The sequence below is a fragment of the Rhodopseudomonas sp. P1 genome, from assembly GCF_039642825.1.
Taxonomy (GTDB): domain Bacteria; phylum Pseudomonadota; class Alphaproteobacteria; order Rhizobiales; family Xanthobacteraceae; genus Rhodopseudomonas; species Rhodopseudomonas palustris_H.
Genome location: NZ_CP088006.1, coordinates 1,646,285 through 1,664,149, shown reverse-complemented (window position 1 = coordinate 1,664,149; position 17,865 = coordinate 1,646,285). Strand labels below are relative to the sequence as shown.

The window sequence follows — 17,865 nt, the reverse complement described above, 5'->3', positions numbered from 1 at the left end:
GGCCTATCCAGCGCAATCCGCCCGGCGCCGCAAGGCCGAAACGTGCTAAGCCTGCCCGACCCACCTTGAACGAGACCTGCCGATGACCTCTGCCCTGCCCCGTGCCGCCAACCAGCAACCGCCGGTCGCGCCGCGCCGCCCGCATAGCTTCACCACCCACGGCATCACGCTGATCGACGACTATGCCTGGCTGAAGGATCCGAACTGGCAGGAGGTGCTGCGCGATCCGTCGCTGCTCGAGCCAGACATCCGCAGCTATCTCGAAGCCGAGAACGGCTACACCGACAGCGTGCTCGGCCACACCACGAGCTTGCAGAAGAAGCTGGTCGCGGAGATGCGCGGCCGGATCAAGGAGGACGATTCCAGCGTCCCGTCGCCGGATGGGCCTTACGCTTACTTACGCAAATATCGCGAGGGCGGCCAGCATCCGCTGTACGGCCGCGTCGCCCGCGACGGCAGCGGCGAGATCGACATCATTCTCGACGGCGACGAGCTCGCCAAGGGCCACGACTACTTCCAGTTCGGCGACCGCCGGCATTCGCTCGATCATAGACTCGAAGGCTGGAGCGCCGACACCAAGGGCTCCGAATACTACACCATCCGCGTCCGCGACTGGGTGACCAAGCAGGATCTGCCCGACGTGGTCGAGGAGACCGACGGCGGTCTGGTGTGGACCGCGGATTCGAGCGCGTTCTTCTACGTCAAGCTCGACGACAACCACCGCCCGATGCAGGTGTGGCTGCACAAGCTCGGCACGAAGCAGGCCGACGACCTTCTGATCTACGAAGAGCCGGATTCCGGCTGGTTCACCCACATCCACGAAAGCACCAGTGGCCGGTTCTGCGTCATCGCCGGCGGCGATCACGAGACTTCCGAGCAGCGGCTGATCGACGTCTCCGATCCGACCGCGCCGCCGCGCCTGGTCGCCAAGCGCGAACTCGGCGTGCAGTATTCGCTCGGCGACCGCGGCGACGAACTGTTCATCCTGACCAATGCCGACGGCGCGATCGACTTCAAGATCGTCACAGCGCCGCTGGCTGAGCCGACCCGGAACAATTGGCGCGATCTGATCCCGCACCGGGCCGGCATCTATGTGATCGACTTCGACCTCACCACCGGCCATCTGATCCGGCTGGAGCGCGCCAATGCGCTGCCGTCGATCACCATCCGCGACCTCAAGAGCGGCGACGAACACGCCATCGCGTTCGCCGAGACCGCTTATTCGCTCGGCACCATCGGCGGCTACGAGTTCGACACCACGAACCTGCGGTTCTCATATTCGTCGATGACGACGCCGTCGGAGGTCTATGACTACGACATGGCGACGCGGCAGCGCGTCTTGCGCAAGCGCCAGGAGATTCCCTCAGGCCACAATCCGGCCGATTACGTCACCACCCGGATCATGGCGAAGGCGGACGACGGCGCCGAGGTGCCGGTGTCGATCCTGCATCGGGCCGGCCTCAGGCTCGACGGCCATGCGCCGCTGCTGCTGTATGGCTACGGCTCCTACGGCCACGCCATGGGCGCCGGCTTCTCGGCCAACGCGCTGTCGCTGGTCGACCGCGGCTTCGTCTATGCGATCGCCCATATCCGCGGCGGCGCCGACAAGGGCTGGGGCTGGTATCTTGACGGCAAGCGCGAGAAGAAGACCAATTCGTTCGACGACTTCGCCGCCAGCGCCCGCGCCCTGATTGCAGCGAACTACACCTCGCCCAAGCGGATCGTCGCCCACGGCGGCAGCGCCGGCGGCATGCTGATGGGCGCAGTCGCCAATCGCGCCGGTGAGCTGTTCGCCGGGATTGTCGCCGAGGTGCCGTTCGTCGACGTGCTCAACACCATGCTGGACGACACCCTGCCGCTGACGCCTCCCGAGTGGCCGGAGTGGGGCAATCCGATTGCGAGCGAAGCTGACTTCAAGACCATCCTGTCGTATTCGCCCTACGACAACGTCGCCGCCAAAGAGTATCCGGCGATCCTGGCGATGGGCGGGCTCACCGATCCGCGCGTCACCTATTGGGAGCCGGCCAAATGGGTCGCGCGGCTGCGCGCCACCATGACCGGCGGCGGCCCGGTGCTGCTGCGCATCAACATGGGCGCCGGCCACGGCGGCGCCTCCGGCCGCTTCAGCCGCCTCGACGAAATCGCGATCGTCTATGCCTTCGCGCTTTGGGCGGTCGGCCTGGCTGACGCCGAAGCGTGAGCGTGGCATAAAGCCAATCAGACAGCCTCTCCCCGTCATTGCGAGGGAAGCGAAGCAATCCAGAAGCGCCGAGCACTGAGCCTGGATTGCTTCGTCTCTCCGCTCCTCGCAATGACGGAGCCCAACTAACAAGTTTTCAGGAAACAACCCGAGCACATCATGGCCGCACCCAAACCGCCCGGATTTGAAACCCTCAGCCTGCACGCCGGGCAGCATCCCGATCCGCTGACCGGCTCGCGCGCGGTGCCGATCTATCAGACCACGTCCTACGTGTTTCAGGACACCGACCACGCCGCGGCGCTGTTCAACATGGAGCGGCCCGGCCACCTCTACACGCGAATCTCCAACCCGACGATCGCGGTGCTGGAGGAGCGGATCGCCGCGCTGGAGAACGGCGTCGGCGCGGTCGCGACCGCGAGCGGCATGGCGGCGCTGCATCTGGCGATCGCCACGCTGCTGAGTGCCGGCGATCACATCGTGGCATCATCCTCGCTGTACGGCGGCACGATTAACCTGCTGGCGCACACGCTGCCGCGGTTCGGCATCACCACCACCTTCGTGGCGCCGCGCGACCACGCGGGCCTCGCGACAGCGATCCAGCCGAACACCCGGCTGATGATCGGCGAGACCATCGGCAATCCGGGCCTCGAAGTGCTCGACATCCCGAAGGTCGCGGGAATCGCCCACGCGGCGAAGATTCCGCTGCTGATCGACAACACCTTCGCAACGCCATACCTGAGCAAGCCGATCGAACTCGGCGCCGACATCGTGATGCACTCGGCGACCAAATGGCTCGGCGGCCACGGCATCGCCATCGGCGGCGTGCTGGTCGACGGCGGCCGGTTCGACTGGCGCGGCTCCGGCAAGTTTCCGACGCTGACCGAGCCCTATGCCGGCTATCACGACGTCGTCTTCGACGAGCAATTCGGGCCGCCGGCCTTCGTCATCCGCGCGCGAATGGAAGGCCTGCGTGACTTCGGCGCCTGCCTGTCGCCAACCAACGCTTTCCAACTGCTGCAGGGCATCGAGACGCTACCGGTGCGGATGGATCGGCATGTCGCTAACACCAAGGCGGTGCTCGACTTCCTCCAGGCCAACAAGGCAGTCGATTGGGTGCTGCATCCGACGCTGGAGAACCACCCGGACTACGACCTCGCTAAGACGCTGCTGCCGAACGGCGCCGGCTCGATCATCTCGTTCGGCATCAAGGGCGGCCGTGCCGCCGGGCGCAAGTTCATCGAAGCGCTGCGGCTGACCAGCCATCTCGCCAATGTCGGCGACGCCAAGACGCTGGTGATCCATCCGGCTTCGACCACGCATCAGCAGATGAGCGCCGAGCAGCTCGAGGCCGCCGGCATCGGCGAGGAGCTGATCCGGCTGTCGGTCGGCATCGAAACCGCCGACGACATTATCGCTGACCTGGCGCAGGCTCTGCGCGTTTCGCAGAAGGGCTGAGTCATGCAGATCAAGGTCAACGGAACAGACACCTTCGTTGCCACCGGCGGCAAGCCGTTCGACGCGTCGCTGCCCGCCGCGGTGTTCATCCACGGCGCCGGCTTCGATCGCTCGGTGTGGGCGCTGCAGACGCGCTGGTTCGCGCATCACGGCTACGCCGTGCTGGCGCCGGACCTGCCCGGTCACGGCCGCTCCGGCGGCGAGCCGCTGAAGACGATTGCCGAAATGGCCGACTGGATCGCCGCGCTGCTCGACGCGACAGGCGCGCAGCCGGCCAAGCTGATCGGCCATTCGATGGGCTCGCTGATCGCGCTGGAGACCGCCGCACGGCACCCGGCCAAGGTGGCGTCACTGGCGCTGATCGGCACCACCTCGACGATGGCGGTCGGCCCCGATCTGTTGAAAGCCGCCGAGGCCAACGATCCCGCGGCAGTTGCGATGATGACGATCTGGGGCCTTGGTCCGGATGCGGAGATCGGCGGCAACCTCGCGCCCGGCTTGTGGATGCACGGCGGCTCGGTACGCGTGCTCGAAGCCAACAAGCCCGGCGTGATCTTCAACGATTTGTCGGCGTGTAACGACTACAAGGACGCGCTGACGGCGGCGGCGAAGGTGACGGTGCCGACACTGTTCATCCTCGGCGAACGCGACTTGATGACCCCGACCAAGAACGGCAAGACGCTGGCAGCCGCAATCGCCCGCTCACGCACCGTGATCCTGAAAGGCGCCGGCCACACCATGATGGTCGAGCGCCCGGACGAGGTGCTGAAGTCGCTGCAGGGGTAAGCGTCTCTTAGTCCCACGCCCGTCATTCCGGGGCGCTCGCGCCAGCGAGCGAACCCGGAATCCCGAGCTGTGGAGCACCCGGCGTTTGCAACAACTTCTGGATTCCGGGTTCGCGCTTCGCGCGCCCCGGAATGACGGTGTTGGGGCTAGGCTTGAATCGTCCCCCGAGCACAGCGAACTTCCTCGCCCCGCTCTTCGCGGGGAGAGGGTTGGGGTGAGGGGCGACGCGGGCAACTCGATGCGGAAAGGCGCAGGAAAATACGATGATGGTCGAGCGCCCGGACGACGTGCTGAAGGCACTGCAGGGGTAAGACTCTTCTAGCTCCGCGCTCGTCATTCCGGGGCGCTCGCGCCAGCGAGCGAACCCGGAATCCCGAGCTGTGGAGCACCCGGCGTCGCAACAACCTCCGGATTCCGGGTTCGCCGCTGCGCGGCGCCCCGGAATGACGTTGGTGGTTGGAAGAAGGCGACGACTAACTGCCGCTTCCGTTCCCCTCACCCTTCCCAAACACCCGGCTCGCCAACACATCGCCCGCTTCGATCGTCATGATGTCCTCGGCGGTCAGTGAACGATCGAGGTCGGCGATCAGGCGGTTAGCCTGGCGGAGACGGATGCGGTCGAGCGCGTTGCGGATCGAGCGGGCGTTGGCGAACAACGGCTGGGTCTTGCGGATGCCGATGTAGCGCTCGAACGCGGCCTTCGCTTCAGGGGCGAAGTGATAGTTCTGCTCGTTCAGCATCCCTTCGGCGATCGTCAAGAGTTCGCCGTCGGTGTAGTCCGGGAAGTCGATATGGTGCGCGATCCGCGAGCGGAAGCCGGGATTGCTCTGGAAGAACTTCTCCATCCGGTCGGCATAGCCGGCCAGGATCACCACCAGATCGTCGCGCTGGTTCTCCATCACCTGGAGCAGGATCTCGATCGCTTCCTGGCCGTAGTCGCGCTCGTTCTCCGGGCGATACAGATAGTAGGCCTCGTCGATGAACAGCACGCCGCCCATCGCCTTCTTCAGCACTTCCTTGGTCTTCGGCGCAGTGTGGCCGATATATTGCCCGACCAGTTCGTCGCGGGTCACCGAGACGACGTGGCCGCGGCGAACGAAGCCGAGCTTGTGCAGGATCGAGGCGATGCGCAGCGCCACCGTGGTCTTGCCGGTGCCGGGATTGCCGGTGAACGACATGTGCAGCGTCGGGTTGCCGGTGGCGAGCCCCATCCGCTTGCGCAGGCGTTCAACCAGGAGCAGCGCCGCGATTTCGCGGATGCGGGTCTTCACCGGCTTGAGCCCGACCAGCTCGCGATCGAGCTGATCCAGCACCTCGCCGATGCCCACCTCGTTGAACTCGGCGCGGAGATCGACGCGCGCGGGCGGCGCGTCGTCTCCATTGGGTGTCGTTGCTGTCGCGTCCACGATCAGCCTCCGTAGCGGCGGCCTTCAGGCTTGTCGGCCGAATAGGCACGCGTGGTGTAGCGCATGTTGCGGCCGTCGGACTCCTGACGGTCGAGCCGGAAGCCGGGCTCGTCCTTCGGGCGGTTGACGATGAACGACAGCCGCACCGATTCCCAGCCATGCGAGGAGTCGAACGCCGACAGCCGGATGTAGCGGTCGCCGTAGATCTTGCGGCATTCGTTCAGTTCCATCATCACGCCGGCGGCGTCCTGCAGATCGAACATCGGCAGGCCCCACATCTCCCAATAGGTGTTGCGGGGATGCGGATCGTCGGTGAATTCGAGGTTCACCGCCCAGCCCTTGGACAGCGCATATTGCACCTGGGCGGCGATCTGCTCGTCGGTGAGATCGGGCAGGAACGAGAAACAGCCTTGGGTCAGTCGCATTGGAAATTGCTCCTTGGTTTTCGCCGTGCACCGAAGGCCTGCGTCATTGCGAGCGAAGCGAAGCAATCCAGCGCAGTGCACCGGGCTTCTGGATTGCTTCGTCGCTTCGCTCCTCGCAATGACGGGTCAACGCCTATCGGCCGGGTTGAGGTTGTTAGACCGACACCGACGGAGTCGGCGCGTAGTCGGGGGTGTCGGTGGATTCGTAGTTGAAGGTCACGTTCTTCCAGGTGTCGAGCGCAGCCTTCAGCGGCGTGCAGGTCTGCGCCGCCTTGGCGAGGATTTCCGGACCTTCGTGCAGGTAGTCGCGGCCCTCGTTGCGGGCGAGGATCATGGCTTCCAGCGCGACGCGGTTGGCGGTGGCGCCGGCCGCGATGCCCATCGGATGGCCGATGGTGCCGCCGCCGAACTGCAGCACGACGTCTTCGCCGAGCAGATGGAGCAACTGGTGCATCTGGCCGGCGTGGATACCGCCCGAGGCCACCGGCATCAGCTTGTTGAGGCTGGCCCAATGCTGGTCGAAGAACAGGCCGTTCTCCAGCGCCATCGGGTTGAAGTCCTCGCGGCAGATGTCGTAGTAGCCCTTGGTGGTCGCCGGATCGCCTTCGAGCTTGCCGACCACGGTGCCGGCATGGATGTGGTCGACGCCGGCGAGCCGCATCCACTTGGCGATGACGCGGAACGACACACCGTGATTGCGCTGCCGCGTGTAGGTCGAGTGACCGGCACGATGCAGATGCAGGATCATGTCGTTCTTGCGCGCCCACTTCGCCATCGACTGGATCGCGGTGTAGCCGATCACGAGGTCGATCATCACGATGATCGAGCCGAGCTCCTTGGCGTATTCGGCGCGCTCGTACATGTCCTCCATCGTCGCCGCGGTGACGTTGAGGTAGGTGCCCTTGATCTCGCCGGTCTGGGCCTGCGCCTTGTTGACCGCCTCCATGCAGTACAGGAAGCGCTCGCGCCAGTGCATGAACGGCTGCGAGTTGATGTTCTCGTCGTCCTTGGTGAAGTCGAGACCACCCTTTAGCGCTTCGTACACCACGCGGCCGTAGTTGCGGCCCGACAGGCCGAGCTTCGGCTTGACGGTGGCGCCGAGCAGCGGCCGGCCGAACTTGTCCATGCGCTCGCGCTCGACCACGATGCCGGTCGCCGGGCCCTGGAAGGTCTTCACATAGGCGATCGGCAGCCGCATGTCCTCCAGCCGCAGCGCCTTCAGCGGCTTGAAGCCGAACACGTTGCCGATGATCGATGCGGTGAGATTGGAGATCGAGCCCGGCTCGAACAGATCGAGGTCGTAGGCGATGTAAGCGAAGTACTGACCGGGCGAATTCGGCACCGGATCGACGCGGTAGCACTTGGCGCGATACTTCTCCGCCGCAGTCAGACGGTCGGTCCACACCACTGTCCAGGTCGCGGTCGACGATTCACCGGCGACGGCCGCGGCGGCTTCGATCGGATCGACGCCGTCCTGCGGAGTGACGCGGAACAGCGCGATGACGTCGGTGTCCTTCGGCTCGTAGTCGGGCTCCCAATAGCCCATCTTCTTGTATTCCATCACGCCGGACTTGTAGCGTTCCTTGCCGCGGATGGTGACTGCTTCGTTCATGTCGTCCTCCTTGAAAGCCCTGGCCGGCCGAGGCGGCTGGATGGTCGACGCCGTTCGGGAACTCGGTCGCGAAGTTCGCGCTATGCCGATCAGCGTCGCGGGATGCGTGCGGGAGGACTTTGACCACAACGCCGAAAATAAGAGAAATTTTATTATCTTCGATATCGCAAAAGTATTTCTTATATCGAGGCAGACGCGATCAGGTCAGCTCATACGGGGCGTCGAGCACCGGCTCGGCATTGTCGAGCGCGGCATGCAGCGCCGCAAACGCATCGTGGATGTCCCTGTGAGGCGCGCAGGCGGCCTCCATCCGGCGACACGCTGCTGCTAACTGCTTGAAGCCGAGCTGACCGGCGAGCGACACGGTCTTGTGAGCTGCGGCGCCGAGCGCGGTCCGCGCCTCGTGATCGAGCTTCATCGCGTCGATGTGGTGCGGCCACTGCGTCCTGATACGCGTGATGGTGTCGCGGAGCTGCTCGGCAAAGCCCGCGATATCGTGCTCGGTGGCAAACATCCGCAGATCTTCGAGCGCAGCCTGATCGCGTACCGGATGCTCCGGCTCGGAGCCAAGCTCGACCGGCGCCAATGGCTCGGACGGCACGTGCGCGATATCGCCGTCGATCCATCGCGCCACGCAGGCCAGCAGTTCGGCGCGATTGATCGGCTTGCCGAGATGGCCGTCGACCCCCGCCGCTTTGTAGCGCTCCACCTGTTCGGGAAGCACGTTGGCCGTCAGCGCGATGATCGGCACGTCCCGGTAAGCATGACCGAGCGCCCGAATCCGGCGGGTAGCTTCGAGCCCGTCCATTTCGCCCATCTGAACGTCCATGAAGATCAGGTCGTAGCTGCGGCTCGCGACCATCGCGATCGCGGTGGCGCCGCTGTCGGCGAGATCGACGTCGTGGCCGGCCCTGGTCAGCATCGTCTTGCACAGATCGCGGTTCATCTCGACGTCGTCGACCACCAGGATCTTGACCGAGCGGCTGCAATGGACCTGCGCATCGAGCCGCTCGATATCGATCCGCTCGGCGACCGGCAGCTCGACTTCGAAATAGAACGTGCTGCCGACGCCCGGCTGGCTGTCGATCTTGAGTTCGCCGTGCATCGCCTGGACGATCCGCTGCGAGATCGCCAGGCCGAGCCCGGTGCCGCCGAATTTGCGCGAGATCGTCTCGTCGGCCTGGCTGAAGCGCTTGAACAGCCCCTTCTGCGCCTCCGGCGAGATGCCGATGCCGGTGTCGGCAACGGAAATGCGCAGCCGGACTAGATGATCGACCCGCCCGATGCACGACACGATCAGCTCGACCGAGCCGGCCGTGGTGAACTTGACGGCGTTGTTCATCAGGTTGAGCAGCACCTGCCGCAGCCGCCCTGCGTCGCCGATCAGCACCGGCGGTGTCGCCTGGGCGGTTGCGATCAGCTTCAGCCCCTTCTCGTCTGCTTTCGGCTCGATGATCGAGGCGCAATTGGCGATCAGCTCGTTGATGTAGAGCGGCTTGCTTTCCAGGGTGAGCCCGCAGGCTTCGATCTTCGAGAAATCGAGGATGTCGTCGATGATCACCCGCAGCGAGTCGCTGGCCTCGAAGATCCGCATCACCTGACGGCGCGTATCCGGCGCCAGCGTCTCGTCCTCCAGCACGAGATCGGCATAGCCGATGATGCCGTTCAGCGGGGTACGGATTTCGTGGCTCATATTGGCGAGGAAATCCGCCTTGGCGGCACTGGCCTGTTCGGCGCTGGCGCGCGCGGCCTTGAGCTCGTCCTCGTATTTGAGCTGCTCGGTCAGGTCGACAGCGATCCCCAGCACGCCGAGATTGACGCCGGTCTTGGTGCGCAGCCGACTGAGCGTGAGCCGGGTCGGGATCCGGTTGCCCATCGCATTGATGTAGGTCCACATCGCGGTGTCGGGATCGTTGCGGGCCAGGCGAGCCTGCAGCACACCGAGATTGGAGCTGACCGAGATGCCCTCTTTCCGCATCGCCTCGGCGCGCGCGGCGAGTTCGTCGGAATCGTGGAACAGCATCGCGCTCGCCCGGCCGATCAGATCCTCGGCCTTGTAGCCCAGCATGCGCTCGGCGGCCGGATTGAACAGCGTGATGGTGCCGGTGACGTCGGTGGCGATCACCGCATAGGCGGCGCGTTCAAGGATGGCGGTCTGTAGCGTCAGGGTCTTCTCGAGCTGGCAGGTGCGTTCGGCGACCTGCCGCTCCAGCGCGGCGTTGAGGTCGTGAACCTCGCGCTCCGCCTGCACCAGATCGGTGATGTCGCGCATCGATGCCGCCATCCCGATCAACCGGCCGTCATCGGCGCGGATCGGCGAGATGCTGACCGCGACATCGACCAGCGTGCCGTTCGCCCGCTTGCGCTTGGTCCAGAGATACGCGAACGCGGTGCCGTCGCTGATGCCGGACAACATCTGCTGCTCTTCGTCGCGCAGATCGTCCGGGACCATCAGCTCGGTGGCATTCTGGCCGATCGCCTGCTCGGCGGTGTAGCCGAACAGCCGCTCGGCGGTCTTGTTCCAGCTCAGCACCGTGCCGTCGATCGACTGGCCGACGATCGCGTAGCTCGATCCCTCGACGATCGCCGCCAGATGCGCCTGCCGGAGCTTGTGTGCGTTGCGCCGCTCGTAGCGCGACAGTTGCAGCTCGATCAGGCCGGCGATCGACAGGCCGACCGCGAGCGAGATCACAAAGATCCACCAGGGCACGTCCAGCCCGTGCCCGACGCCGGGAGGCTCCCAGGCGCGGGTGTGCTGCGAGGCGATCCGCCCCGCCATGACGCTGAGCGAGACGATCACCGCGACCCCGAAAAGTCGGATCAAGGCACGCCCGCCCCGTCGCACCGGCCGGCGCGGCGCGGGAACCGGTGCGCCTTCGAACTTCCGCTTGGCGTCTTTGAAGTCGTTCATCGGTGCGCCATCCGCCTAGACCGCGGCGTCCGGCCTGGACTCGCCCGTGCAGTATTGCTGGATCGTGTCGAACAGCGCCTGCACGTCGAACGACTTCTTGAAGATCGCGATAGCGCCGGAATAGCCCAGAATATCGCGCTTCAGCAGTTTGGCGGTGACTTCATCGATCTCCCACCCGCTAAGGACGATGACGGGGATCTGCGCGGTCGAGCGCGAGCTGCGCAGCCGCATGATCAGGAAATCGGCATCGCCTTCCGGCATGTGATAGTCGGTGACCACCACGCTCGGATACTGACCGGCCGCGATCCGTAACGCACGGGCGGCGTTCGGTGCATACAGCACCTCGATCCCGAGCTTCTTCAGCCGGCTCGCCAGGAATTGGCCGACCTGCTCGTCGTCGTCGACCACCAGCACGCGGGGCCGGATCGGAAGCACATCGGGCCCGGCGATCAGCGGCCCGGTGTGCTCGGCGATCGCTTCGGCCATCTGCGGAAAGATCTCGGTGAGCGCGCGGCTGATGTGATGCCAGAACTGCTCACATTTGCAGGCGTAGAACATCCCCATCGCCTCGCAGCGCTCCAGCGTCTCCTCGCAGGTGACGCCGGTGACGACGATGACGTCGACCGGCAGGCCGCCCGGTTCGAGCAGGTGAAACGAGGCAGTGAGCCCGTCGAGCTTCGGCATGTTGATGTCGACGATGATCAGGTCCGGCGACTTGCGCCGCGCCTTGAGCAGCATCTGCAGCCCGTTGGTGGCGGTGTCGACTTCGAAGCCGATCTTGCGGCATCGCGCCGACAGCGCAGCCAAAACCGCCGGATCGTCGTCCGCAATCAGGATCACAGGGGCGCTCATACGGCTCTCCAGTCGCGCTGATCAATCCGGCCGCAGGCCGCTGTTCTGGTCCAAGAGGTCGAGCAAGTCGTCGAGACGGGACACCACGTCGGCCCGGGAGCTGGCGTGCTGCACCACCTGCTTCAGCGCGCGCTCCACTTCGGCCGCAGCCGCGCTGATCGCCGCAAAGCCGTAGATCCCGGCAACGCCGACCAGCTTGTGAGCCACATGGCGCAGCCCGTCCGGGGCCGCGCCGGATTCGAACGGCTCCCGCAGCTCGCGCAGCAGCGCGGCGTCTTCCCTGAAGCGGTCGCGGATCTCGATCTCCGGAGCAGGCGCTTCATCGTCGACGGCCGCCGCGGCCAGCTCGAGATAGCCGCGCACGCTGCTGATCAGTTCGCGCAGATTGAACGGCTTGGCGATGATGCCGGAGGCGCCGAGCGACTTGAAATCGGAGATGTCGTCGAACCGGCCGCACGCGGTGGTGAAGACCACCGGGATGCTCATGGTGATAGGCTGATTGCGGAGTTCTTCGAGGAATTGCACGCCGTCGACGTCCGGCATCGAAACGTCGCTGAGGATCAGGTCCGGCAGCCATTCGGCCGCGGCGCGCACGCCTTCCTCGGCGGAAAGGCACCCCCTGGTTTCAAGATCCGGATCTCGGGACAACACCGCGGCGACGACCTTCAGCATCGCTGGATCGTCATCAATATGCAGAATACGACTTTTCACACGACCTCCCTTTCGACGATCGCATGTCGCTTTTGCCGTGGCGGCAGCCGGCCACTCCGTAGTACGCAACGAAACCGCGAGAAGAATGCTAACTCGCCTGCTAATATACCGTTTAAATGACCTTGATTCTCGTGCACTGCAAAGCCAAACCGGCCGATACTCGTTATCTCACGTAGTTACGTAGTAATCTTGGCATTCACTGCAGCGCATCAAAAGAGCTGCATTCTAATGCACATTTCTGCGGTCAAATCACAAGACCAGCCAGTGCGGCGAACTAATCACTAGATCGTTCAATTCGTGAGGGAGCCGCAACAGCCAACCAACAGGATCAGGCACAGCCTCCCCACGCTGCGCGCCCAATTTCGTGCGGGCATCCGCCTCGCCAGCGCCGCGCCCGACGAATCCGGCCATGGCAGAGTCAGTCGGCGACCTGCTCAATGCAGACACGCTTCGTGCACCCGTTCCCCCCATAAGGCACGGACCAAGGGTGACAGCCCCGCGTCTAGGTTGACCCTCCCGGGCGAATAGCCGACAGTTCGCAATCGTTCCCGTACGCCGTGTTTGTTTGATGAGCCGACAGTTCAAAACCGTCTCGATTCGCCAGCTCCGCGCGCTGGCGGCGCTGGCCGAGACCGGCAGCATCACAGCGGCGGCCGGCAAGCTGAACCTGACCCAACCGGCGGTCACGCTGCAGCTCCGCAATCTGCAGGCGCTGGCCGATCTGCCGCTGATCCAGCGCAGCAACGACGGGATGCGGCTGACCGATGCCGGGCGCGAGGTGCTGGCGCTCAGCGAGCGGATCGAGGCGGCGATCGCGGCCTGCGAGACCTCGCTGGAGATGATCGCCGGCAAAACCGCCGGGCGGATTTCGATCGGTGCGGTGTCGACCGCAAAGTACTTCGTGCCGTTCGCGATCTCCGGCTTCCTCAAGCGCCATCCGAAGATCGACGTCCACCTGTCGATCGGCAACCGCCAGGAGATCGGCGCGGAGCTGCGCAACTACGAGCTCGACATCGCCATCATGGGACGGCCGCCGGTCGATCTGGAAGTCGATGTCCACCTGATCGGCGATCACCCCCACGTCATCATCGCGCCGACCGCGCACCGGCTGGCGCGCAAGGACAACATCGCGCCGCAGGAACTCGCGAACGAGACCTTCGTCACCCGCGAGCCCGGCTCCGGCACCCGCAGCCTGATGGAGCAGTTCTTCGGCGGCGCCGGAATCAGCCCGCCGGTCGGCATGGAGATGAGCAGCAACGAGACCATCAAGCAGGCGGTGATCGCCGGGCTCGGCGTCGCTTTCATCTCCGCCCACACCGTCGCCACCGAGCTCGACGAGCGGCGGCTGGTGATCCTGGACGTCGAGGGGCTGCCGGTGGTGCGGCAATGGTTCCTGGTCAGCCGCAAGGACAAGGTGCTGCTGCCGCCGGCGCGGGCGATGCTGGAGTTCATCAAGGCCGAAGGCTCGCACTTCCTGCCGCGCACCCATGGCCGGATGCGCCTGACCCGGCCATCGCCGCGCGGCAAGCGAGGCTGAACCGAGGGGGCCGGTGGCTCTGATCCGCTGAGCCCGGCCCTCGCCGTCGAAAGATCTGAAGCTCGGATATGCCGAACCGCCCCTCACCCGGATTGCTGCGCAATCCGACCTCTCCCCGCGCGCGGGGAGAGGTTAGGCCGAGCGCGAGACTGAGGCTCTCAAACGCCCGAGCCAGTGTGGGCTTCGGCGTTTGACCGAAGCACACCGCCGCAGCGCAGAGCCCCGCCAAAAACAAAGGCGCGCGCCGGGAGGCGCGCGCCAGTCTTTCTCGGGTAGATCAGTGAAGAGCTTAGGCAGCCTTGGCGAGGCCGACCCGTGCCCAGATTTCAGAGAGCGCCTGCACCAGATGCTCGATGTCGGCGTCGGTGTGCTGCGGCGACGGCGTGATCCGCAGCCGCTCGGTGCCGCGCGGCACGGTCGGATAGTTGATCGGCTGCACGTAGATGCCGTAGCGGTTGATCAGCTCGTCGCTGATCTGCTTGCACAGCACCGCATCGCCGACCATCACCGGCACGATGTGGCTCGGGTTCGGCATGTGGGCGACGCCGACCTGGTCGAGCCGCATCCGCAGCCGGGCGACACGATCCTGGTGACGATCGCGCTCGGCCGAGCTGGAGCGGATGTGGCGGACGCTGGCCAGCGCGCCGGCGGCGACCGCCGGCGGCAGCGAGGTCGAGAAGATGAAGCCCGAGGCGAAGCTGCGGACGAAATCGCACAGCGCCGCCGAGCCGGTGATATAGCCGCCGACGATGCCGAACGCCTTCGCCAGCGTGCCTTCGATCACGGTGAGGCGGTGGCTGAGGCCTTCGCGATCGGCGATGCCGCCGCCGTTCGGGCCGTACAGGCCGACGCCGTGAACCTCGTCGAGATAGGTCATGGCGTTGTGCGCGTCGGCGACGTCGCAGATCTCGGCGATCGGCGCGATGTCGCCGTCCATCGAGTACACCGACTCGAACGCCACCAGCTTCGGCGCGTGCGGGTCGAGATCGGCGAGCTTGCGCTCGAGGTCGCGCGGGTCGTTATGCGCGAAGATCCGGGTCTCGCTGCGGCTGTGACGAATGCCTTCGATCATCGAGGCGTGGTTGAGCTCGTCCGACAGAATCACGCAGCCGGGCATGCGCGATGCCAGCGTCGACAGCGTCGCCCAGTTCGAGACGTAGCCCGAGGCGAACAACAGGCCTGCTTCCTTGCCGTGCAGCGCGGCGAGCTCCTGCTCCAGCAGCACGTGATAGTGGTTGGTGCCCGCGATGTTGCGGGTGCCGCCGGCGCCGGCGCCGCAGCTGTCCAGCGCCTCGTGCATCGCGCTCAGCACCGCCGGGTGCTGGCCCATCCCGAGATAGTCATTGGAGCACCACACCGTAACTTCGCTGGTGCCTTCGGGCCGATGGTGAGTCGCGCGCGGGAAAGAACCCGCATGACGCTCGAGGTCGGCGAACACGCGATAGCGACCCTCGCGATGGAGGCCTTCGATCTGCCGCTTGAAATAGGCTTCGTAGTTCATGACGTCCTCCCGTTGAGCGTCGCGGCGGGTTCTGCGACCCGTGCCGTTGCCAAGCCGCTCCGTGGATGTTGCTCCAGGAAGGTCTGGCGGAACTGGTCTTCCAGCCGCTGCCGGGCGCACAGCTGGCGCGCCTTCGGCTGCGCCTCTTCGGCGCGGGCGGTGGGGACGACGACGAGCTGCGGCGCGGCGGAGCGAGCCTCAGCGGCGGTCGGAGCTTCTGAAAGCTGCGCAGACGATCCCTGCGCGGATGCAGCCGTGATGGTGGCGGAGGGTTTCTGTTCCATGACGTTGTTCTCCGGCGAGAAACCTGGACGAATGCCCCAGCTCCACAGCGTGATGGCAGGCAGGGGCAGCAGCATGAACCAATGCTCAACGACGCCGAGCGCAAACAGCGTCGACACCAGCGTGAGACCAACCACTTCAAACGGCGTATCGGCGACTTCGACAATGCGCTGGATCATAACCACCAGCACTGCGGTCGCCATTGTCACAGAAATCGGGAAGAACGCGCTCACCGGCTTGCGGGCGAAGTAGGTCTTCAGAAACTGGACGGCATCCGGCATCAGCTCGTCATTGGTCACGGGCACGCCGAGGAACAGATTGATCTTGGCGCTCTGACGCAGCACCCACAGCGCCGTATAGGTCCACAGCCCGACCTGGTTTTCGGCGCCGAACGTCACCGCGAGCACCACAGCGCCGCAGGCGAGCAGGCAGAGCTCGTGATACAGGATGGCCTGCAGCGCGTAGCTGAAGCGCATGAAGCCCTTGGCGTCGGGCGGGCACGGTTCGGCCCGCGGGCCGGTGAGCCAGCCCGACAGGAACGCGATTTCCTGCGCGCCCCACAGGAAGATGATGCAGCTGAACGCCATGTAGGCCGCGCCGACGCTGACGTCGTGCGCGGTGACCGACAGGCCGCACAGCGCGATGGTGAGCATTCCCCCGGCGCACACCGCCCGCAGCAATTCGGAGCGGCCGACGCTGCCGACCAGGAGCAGCACCGCTCCGGTGGAGAACCACCAGACGAAGGCTGCGAAGACCGGTGGGCCGAGGTAGCTGACCATCACACCGTCCCCCTCACCACGCCGGACGCAGGCCGATGACGCGCGGCAGTTCGTTACGCTTGGCCGGCAGCAGGAACAGCCGGCCGAAGGCCAGCGCCGCCGAGGCGGCGTAGAACGGCCGCTTCAACTTGCCGAGCAGGCCCTGGCGGTGGCTCTTGTCGATCTTCTCCGCGGCGATCCGCAGCCGCTCGAGGTTCTGGAGAAAACGCGGGTCGTCGAGATTGATCGTCACCGGGAAGACCTGCTTGGAGATCTCGGTGGTGATGCGGAACACCTGCATGCCGTAGTCGGTGGCATCGACCCCGAGCGCCTCATAGAACGCCGGACGCATGTGGTCGCGCACGTACATCGTGGCGAACACCGCGAGCAGGAAGAACCGGATCCACAGCTTGTTGACGCCGGACAGCAGCGACGGATCGGCGCGCATCAGCAGCGCGAACGCCTCGCCGTGCCGGAACTCGTCGTTGCACCAGCGCTCGAACCACTTGAAGATCGGGTGGAAGCGGAGCTCCGGATGGCGCTCCATCTGGCGATAGATCGTGATGTAGCGGGCGTAGCCGATCTTCTCCGACAGATAGGTCGCGTAGAAGATGAACTTCGGCCGGAAGTAGGTGTACTTCTTGACCTTGGTCAGGAACGACAGGTCGACGCCGATGCCGTGATCCTTGAGGATCTCGTTGATGAAGCCGGCATGACGGGCTTCGTCGCGGCTGAGCAGGCCGAACAGTTCGCGGATCTCCGGGTTCTTGATCCGCTTCTTGATCTCGGCATAGAGCACGCAGCCGGAGAACTCGGCCGTCAGCGACGACACCAGAAAGTCCTTGAACTCGGCGCGCAGCTCGGGCGGCAGCTTGTCGAGGTCGCTGTTCAGAAACTCGTCGGTCTTCTTGAAGTGCGACTTGTTATAGTCAGCGCGCAGCTCGTTCATCATCGCGGTCCATTCGGCCCGCACCAGACTGACGTCGAGCTTGTCCATCGCCGCGTAATCGGTGGTGTAGAACCGCGGCGTCAGGATGGTATCTTGCTTGGCGATGTTGAGGCTGTCGACGCTGCCCTTGATGTCCGGCCGCGTTCGCAGCGCGCCTTGGGCGCCACCCTCCATTGGAATCATTGAACCCTCCCGGTCGAAAAGCTGACTTCGTACAGTTCGGTCAGTTCACGGTAGCCTTCGAACCGCGCACGAATCTTGTCGAGAAGACCGGCACGGACCACGGTTGCGGTGCGACGAACGACCAAACGTTCGCCGAAGTCGACGTGGGTCGGCGCATCATGAACCAGGACTTCGTCGCCAGGTCCGATTTCGATGTCGCCGTCGAGAGTGACGTGCGCATGCAGGGTTTCCGAGGTCTGTTCGATCTCGACCGTGCAGGGGACGTCGAAGCTCGTGCGTTTCCCTAGTCCGAACATG

At 65.1% G+C, this 17,865-nt stretch carries 14 protein-coding genes; 4 read left to right on the top strand and 10 right to left on the bottom strand.

Annotated elements, in window-relative coordinates; all coding sequences use genetic code 11:
* Nucleotides 1–82: 82 nt before the first annotated feature.
* From LRC39_RS07785 to LRC39_RS07775, 3 genes are all read left to right on the top strand, one after another.
* Nucleotides 83–2,200 carry a S9 family peptidase gene (locus tag LRC39_RS07785; protein ID WP_346296858.1) on the top strand — a complete coding sequence of 706 codons (2,118 nt, stop codon included), beginning with the start codon at nucleotides 83–85 and terminating at the stop codon, nucleotides 2,198–2,200.
* Nucleotides 2,201–2,359: 159 nt separating this feature from the next.
* Nucleotides 2,360–3,655 (top strand): O-acetylhomoserine aminocarboxypropyltransferase, encoded by a 1,296-nt coding sequence (locus LRC39_RS07780; protein ID WP_346296857.1) that lies wholly within the window; start codon nucleotides 2,360–2,362, stop codon nucleotides 3,653–3,655.
* A 3-nt stretch (nucleotides 3,656–3,658) separates the two neighbouring features.
* Nucleotides 3,659–4,441, top strand: coding sequence for an alpha/beta fold hydrolase (locus LRC39_RS07775; RefSeq protein ID WP_346296856.1), 783 nt, complete (start codon nucleotides 3,659–3,661; stop codon nucleotides 4,439–4,441).
* A 473-nt stretch (nucleotides 4,442–4,914) separates the two neighbouring features.
* Here LRC39_RS07775 and cbbX read toward each other — a convergent pair whose 3' ends face one another.
* From cbbX to LRC39_RS07745, 6 genes are all read right to left on the bottom strand, one after another.
* The gene (gene cbbX, locus LRC39_RS07770; protein WP_346296855.1) at nucleotides 4,915–5,847 is read right to left on the bottom strand and encodes a CbbX protein; all 933 of its coding nucleotides are present in this window, start codon (nucleotides 5,845–5,847) and stop codon (nucleotides 4,915–4,917) included.
* A 2-nt stretch (nucleotides 5,848–5,849) separates the two neighbouring features.
* The gene (locus LRC39_RS07765) at nucleotides 5,850–6,272 is read right to left on the bottom strand and encodes a ribulose bisphosphate carboxylase small subunit (RefSeq protein ID WP_013503624.1); all 423 of its coding nucleotides are present in this window, start codon (nucleotides 6,270–6,272) and stop codon (nucleotides 5,850–5,852) included.
* A gap of 154 nt (nucleotides 6,273–6,426) precedes the next feature.
* Entirely contained in the window at nucleotides 6,427–7,884 is a 1,458-nt protein-coding gene (locus LRC39_RS07760; RefSeq protein ID WP_346296854.1) for a form I ribulose bisphosphate carboxylase large subunit, read from the bottom strand.
* A 199-nt stretch (nucleotides 7,885–8,083) separates the two neighbouring features.
* Nucleotides 8,084–10,795 carry a PAS domain S-box protein gene (locus LRC39_RS07755; RefSeq protein WP_346296853.1) on the bottom strand — a complete coding sequence of 904 codons (2,712 nt, stop codon included), beginning with the start codon at nucleotides 10,793–10,795 and terminating at the stop codon, nucleotides 8,084–8,086.
* A 15-nt stretch (nucleotides 10,796–10,810) separates the two neighbouring features.
* Nucleotides 10,811–11,647, bottom strand: coding sequence for a response regulator (locus tag LRC39_RS07750; protein WP_011157116.1), 837 nt, complete (start codon nucleotides 11,645–11,647; stop codon nucleotides 10,811–10,813).
* Between the two features lie 21 nt (nucleotides 11,648–11,668).
* Nucleotides 11,669–12,358, bottom strand: coding sequence for a response regulator (locus tag LRC39_RS07745; protein ID WP_346296852.1), 690 nt, complete (start codon nucleotides 12,356–12,358; stop codon nucleotides 11,669–11,671).
* A gap of 568 nt (nucleotides 12,359–12,926) precedes the next feature.
* Here LRC39_RS07745 and LRC39_RS07740 point away from each other — a divergent pair.
* On the top strand, nucleotides 12,927–13,895 hold the full coding sequence (locus LRC39_RS07740) for a LysR family transcriptional regulator (RefSeq protein ID WP_107343565.1): 969 nt from the start codon (nucleotides 12,927–12,929) through the stop codon (nucleotides 13,893–13,895).
* A 289-nt stretch (nucleotides 13,896–14,184) separates the two neighbouring features.
* Here the strand turns inward: LRC39_RS07740 and hemA are convergent, their stop codons facing one another.
* The 4 genes from hemA to LRC39_RS07720 are packed head-to-tail and all read right to left on the bottom strand — an operon-like array spanning nucleotide 14,185 to nucleotide 17,864.
* Nucleotides 14,185–15,396 carry a 5-aminolevulinate synthase gene (hemA, locus tag LRC39_RS07735; protein ID WP_107343564.1) on the bottom strand — a complete coding sequence of 404 codons (1,212 nt, stop codon included), beginning with the start codon at nucleotides 15,394–15,396 and terminating at the stop codon, nucleotides 14,185–14,187.
* The gene (gene puhE, locus LRC39_RS07730; protein WP_107343563.1) at nucleotides 15,393–16,457 is read right to left on the bottom strand and encodes a putative photosynthetic complex assembly protein PuhE; all 1,065 of its coding nucleotides are present in this window, start codon (nucleotides 16,455–16,457) and stop codon (nucleotides 15,393–15,395) included. The genes hemA and puhE overlap by 4 nt, the downstream gene beginning before the upstream one ends.
* A gap of 13 nt (nucleotides 16,458–16,470) precedes the next feature.
* Nucleotides 16,471–17,568, bottom strand: coding sequence for a magnesium-protoporphyrin IX monomethyl ester (oxidative) cyclase (gene acsF, locus LRC39_RS07725; RefSeq protein ID WP_164638052.1), 1,098 nt, complete (start codon nucleotides 17,566–17,568; stop codon nucleotides 16,471–16,473).
* Nucleotides 17,565–17,864, bottom strand: a complete 300-nt coding sequence (locus LRC39_RS07720; RefSeq protein ID WP_107343561.1) for a hypothetical protein — start codon at nucleotides 17,862–17,864, stop codon at nucleotides 17,565–17,567. The genes acsF and LRC39_RS07720 overlap by 4 nt, the downstream gene beginning before the upstream one ends.
* Between the last annotated feature and the right edge of the window lies 1 nt (nucleotide 17,865).

What these genes read in the sequence shown, in the direction of transcription:
- LRC39_RS07765 (WP_013503624.1), bottom strand. Translation starts at nt 6,272, where the DNA reads ATGCGACTGACCCAAGGCTGTTTCTCGTTCCTGCCCGATCTCACCGAC.
- acsF (WP_164638052.1), bottom strand. Translation starts at nt 17,568, where the DNA reads ATGATTCCAATGGAGGGTGGCGCCCAAGGCGCGCTGCGAACGCGGCCG.
- LRC39_RS07775 (WP_346296856.1), top strand. Translation starts at nt 3,659, where the DNA reads ATGCAGATCAAGGTCAACGGAACAGACACCTTCGTTGCCACCGGCGGC.
- LRC39_RS07740 (WP_107343565.1), top strand. Translation starts at nt 12,927, where the DNA reads ATGAGCCGACAGTTCAAAACCGTCTCGATTCGCCAGCTCCGCGCGCTG.
- LRC39_RS07780 (WP_346296857.1), top strand. Translation starts at nt 2,360, where the DNA reads ATGGCCGCACCCAAACCGCCCGGATTTGAAACCCTCAGCCTGCACGCC.
- LRC39_RS07720 (WP_107343561.1), bottom strand. Translation starts at nt 17,864, where the DNA reads ATGTTCGGACTAGGGAAACGCACGAGCTTCGACGTCCCCTGCACGGTC.
- LRC39_RS07755 (WP_346296853.1), bottom strand. Translation starts at nt 10,795, where the DNA reads ATGAACGACTTCAAAGACGCCAAGCGGAAGTTCGAAGGCGCACCGGTT.
- LRC39_RS07760 (WP_346296854.1), bottom strand. Translation starts at nt 7,884, where the DNA reads ATGAACGAAGCAGTCACCATCCGCGGCAAGGAACGCTACAAGTCCGGC.
- hemA (WP_107343564.1), bottom strand. Translation starts at nt 15,396, where the DNA reads ATGAACTACGAAGCCTATTTCAAGCGGCAGATCGAAGGCCTCCATCGC.
- puhE (WP_107343563.1), bottom strand. Translation starts at nt 16,457, where the DNA reads ATGGTCAGCTACCTCGGCCCACCGGTCTTCGCAGCCTTCGTCTGGTGG.
- LRC39_RS07785 (WP_346296858.1), top strand. Translation starts at nt 83, where the DNA reads ATGACCTCTGCCCTGCCCCGTGCCGCCAACCAGCAACCGCCGGTCGCG.
- LRC39_RS07750 (WP_011157116.1), bottom strand. Translation starts at nt 11,647, where the DNA reads ATGAGCGCCCCTGTGATCCTGATTGCGGACGACGATCCGGCGGTTTTG.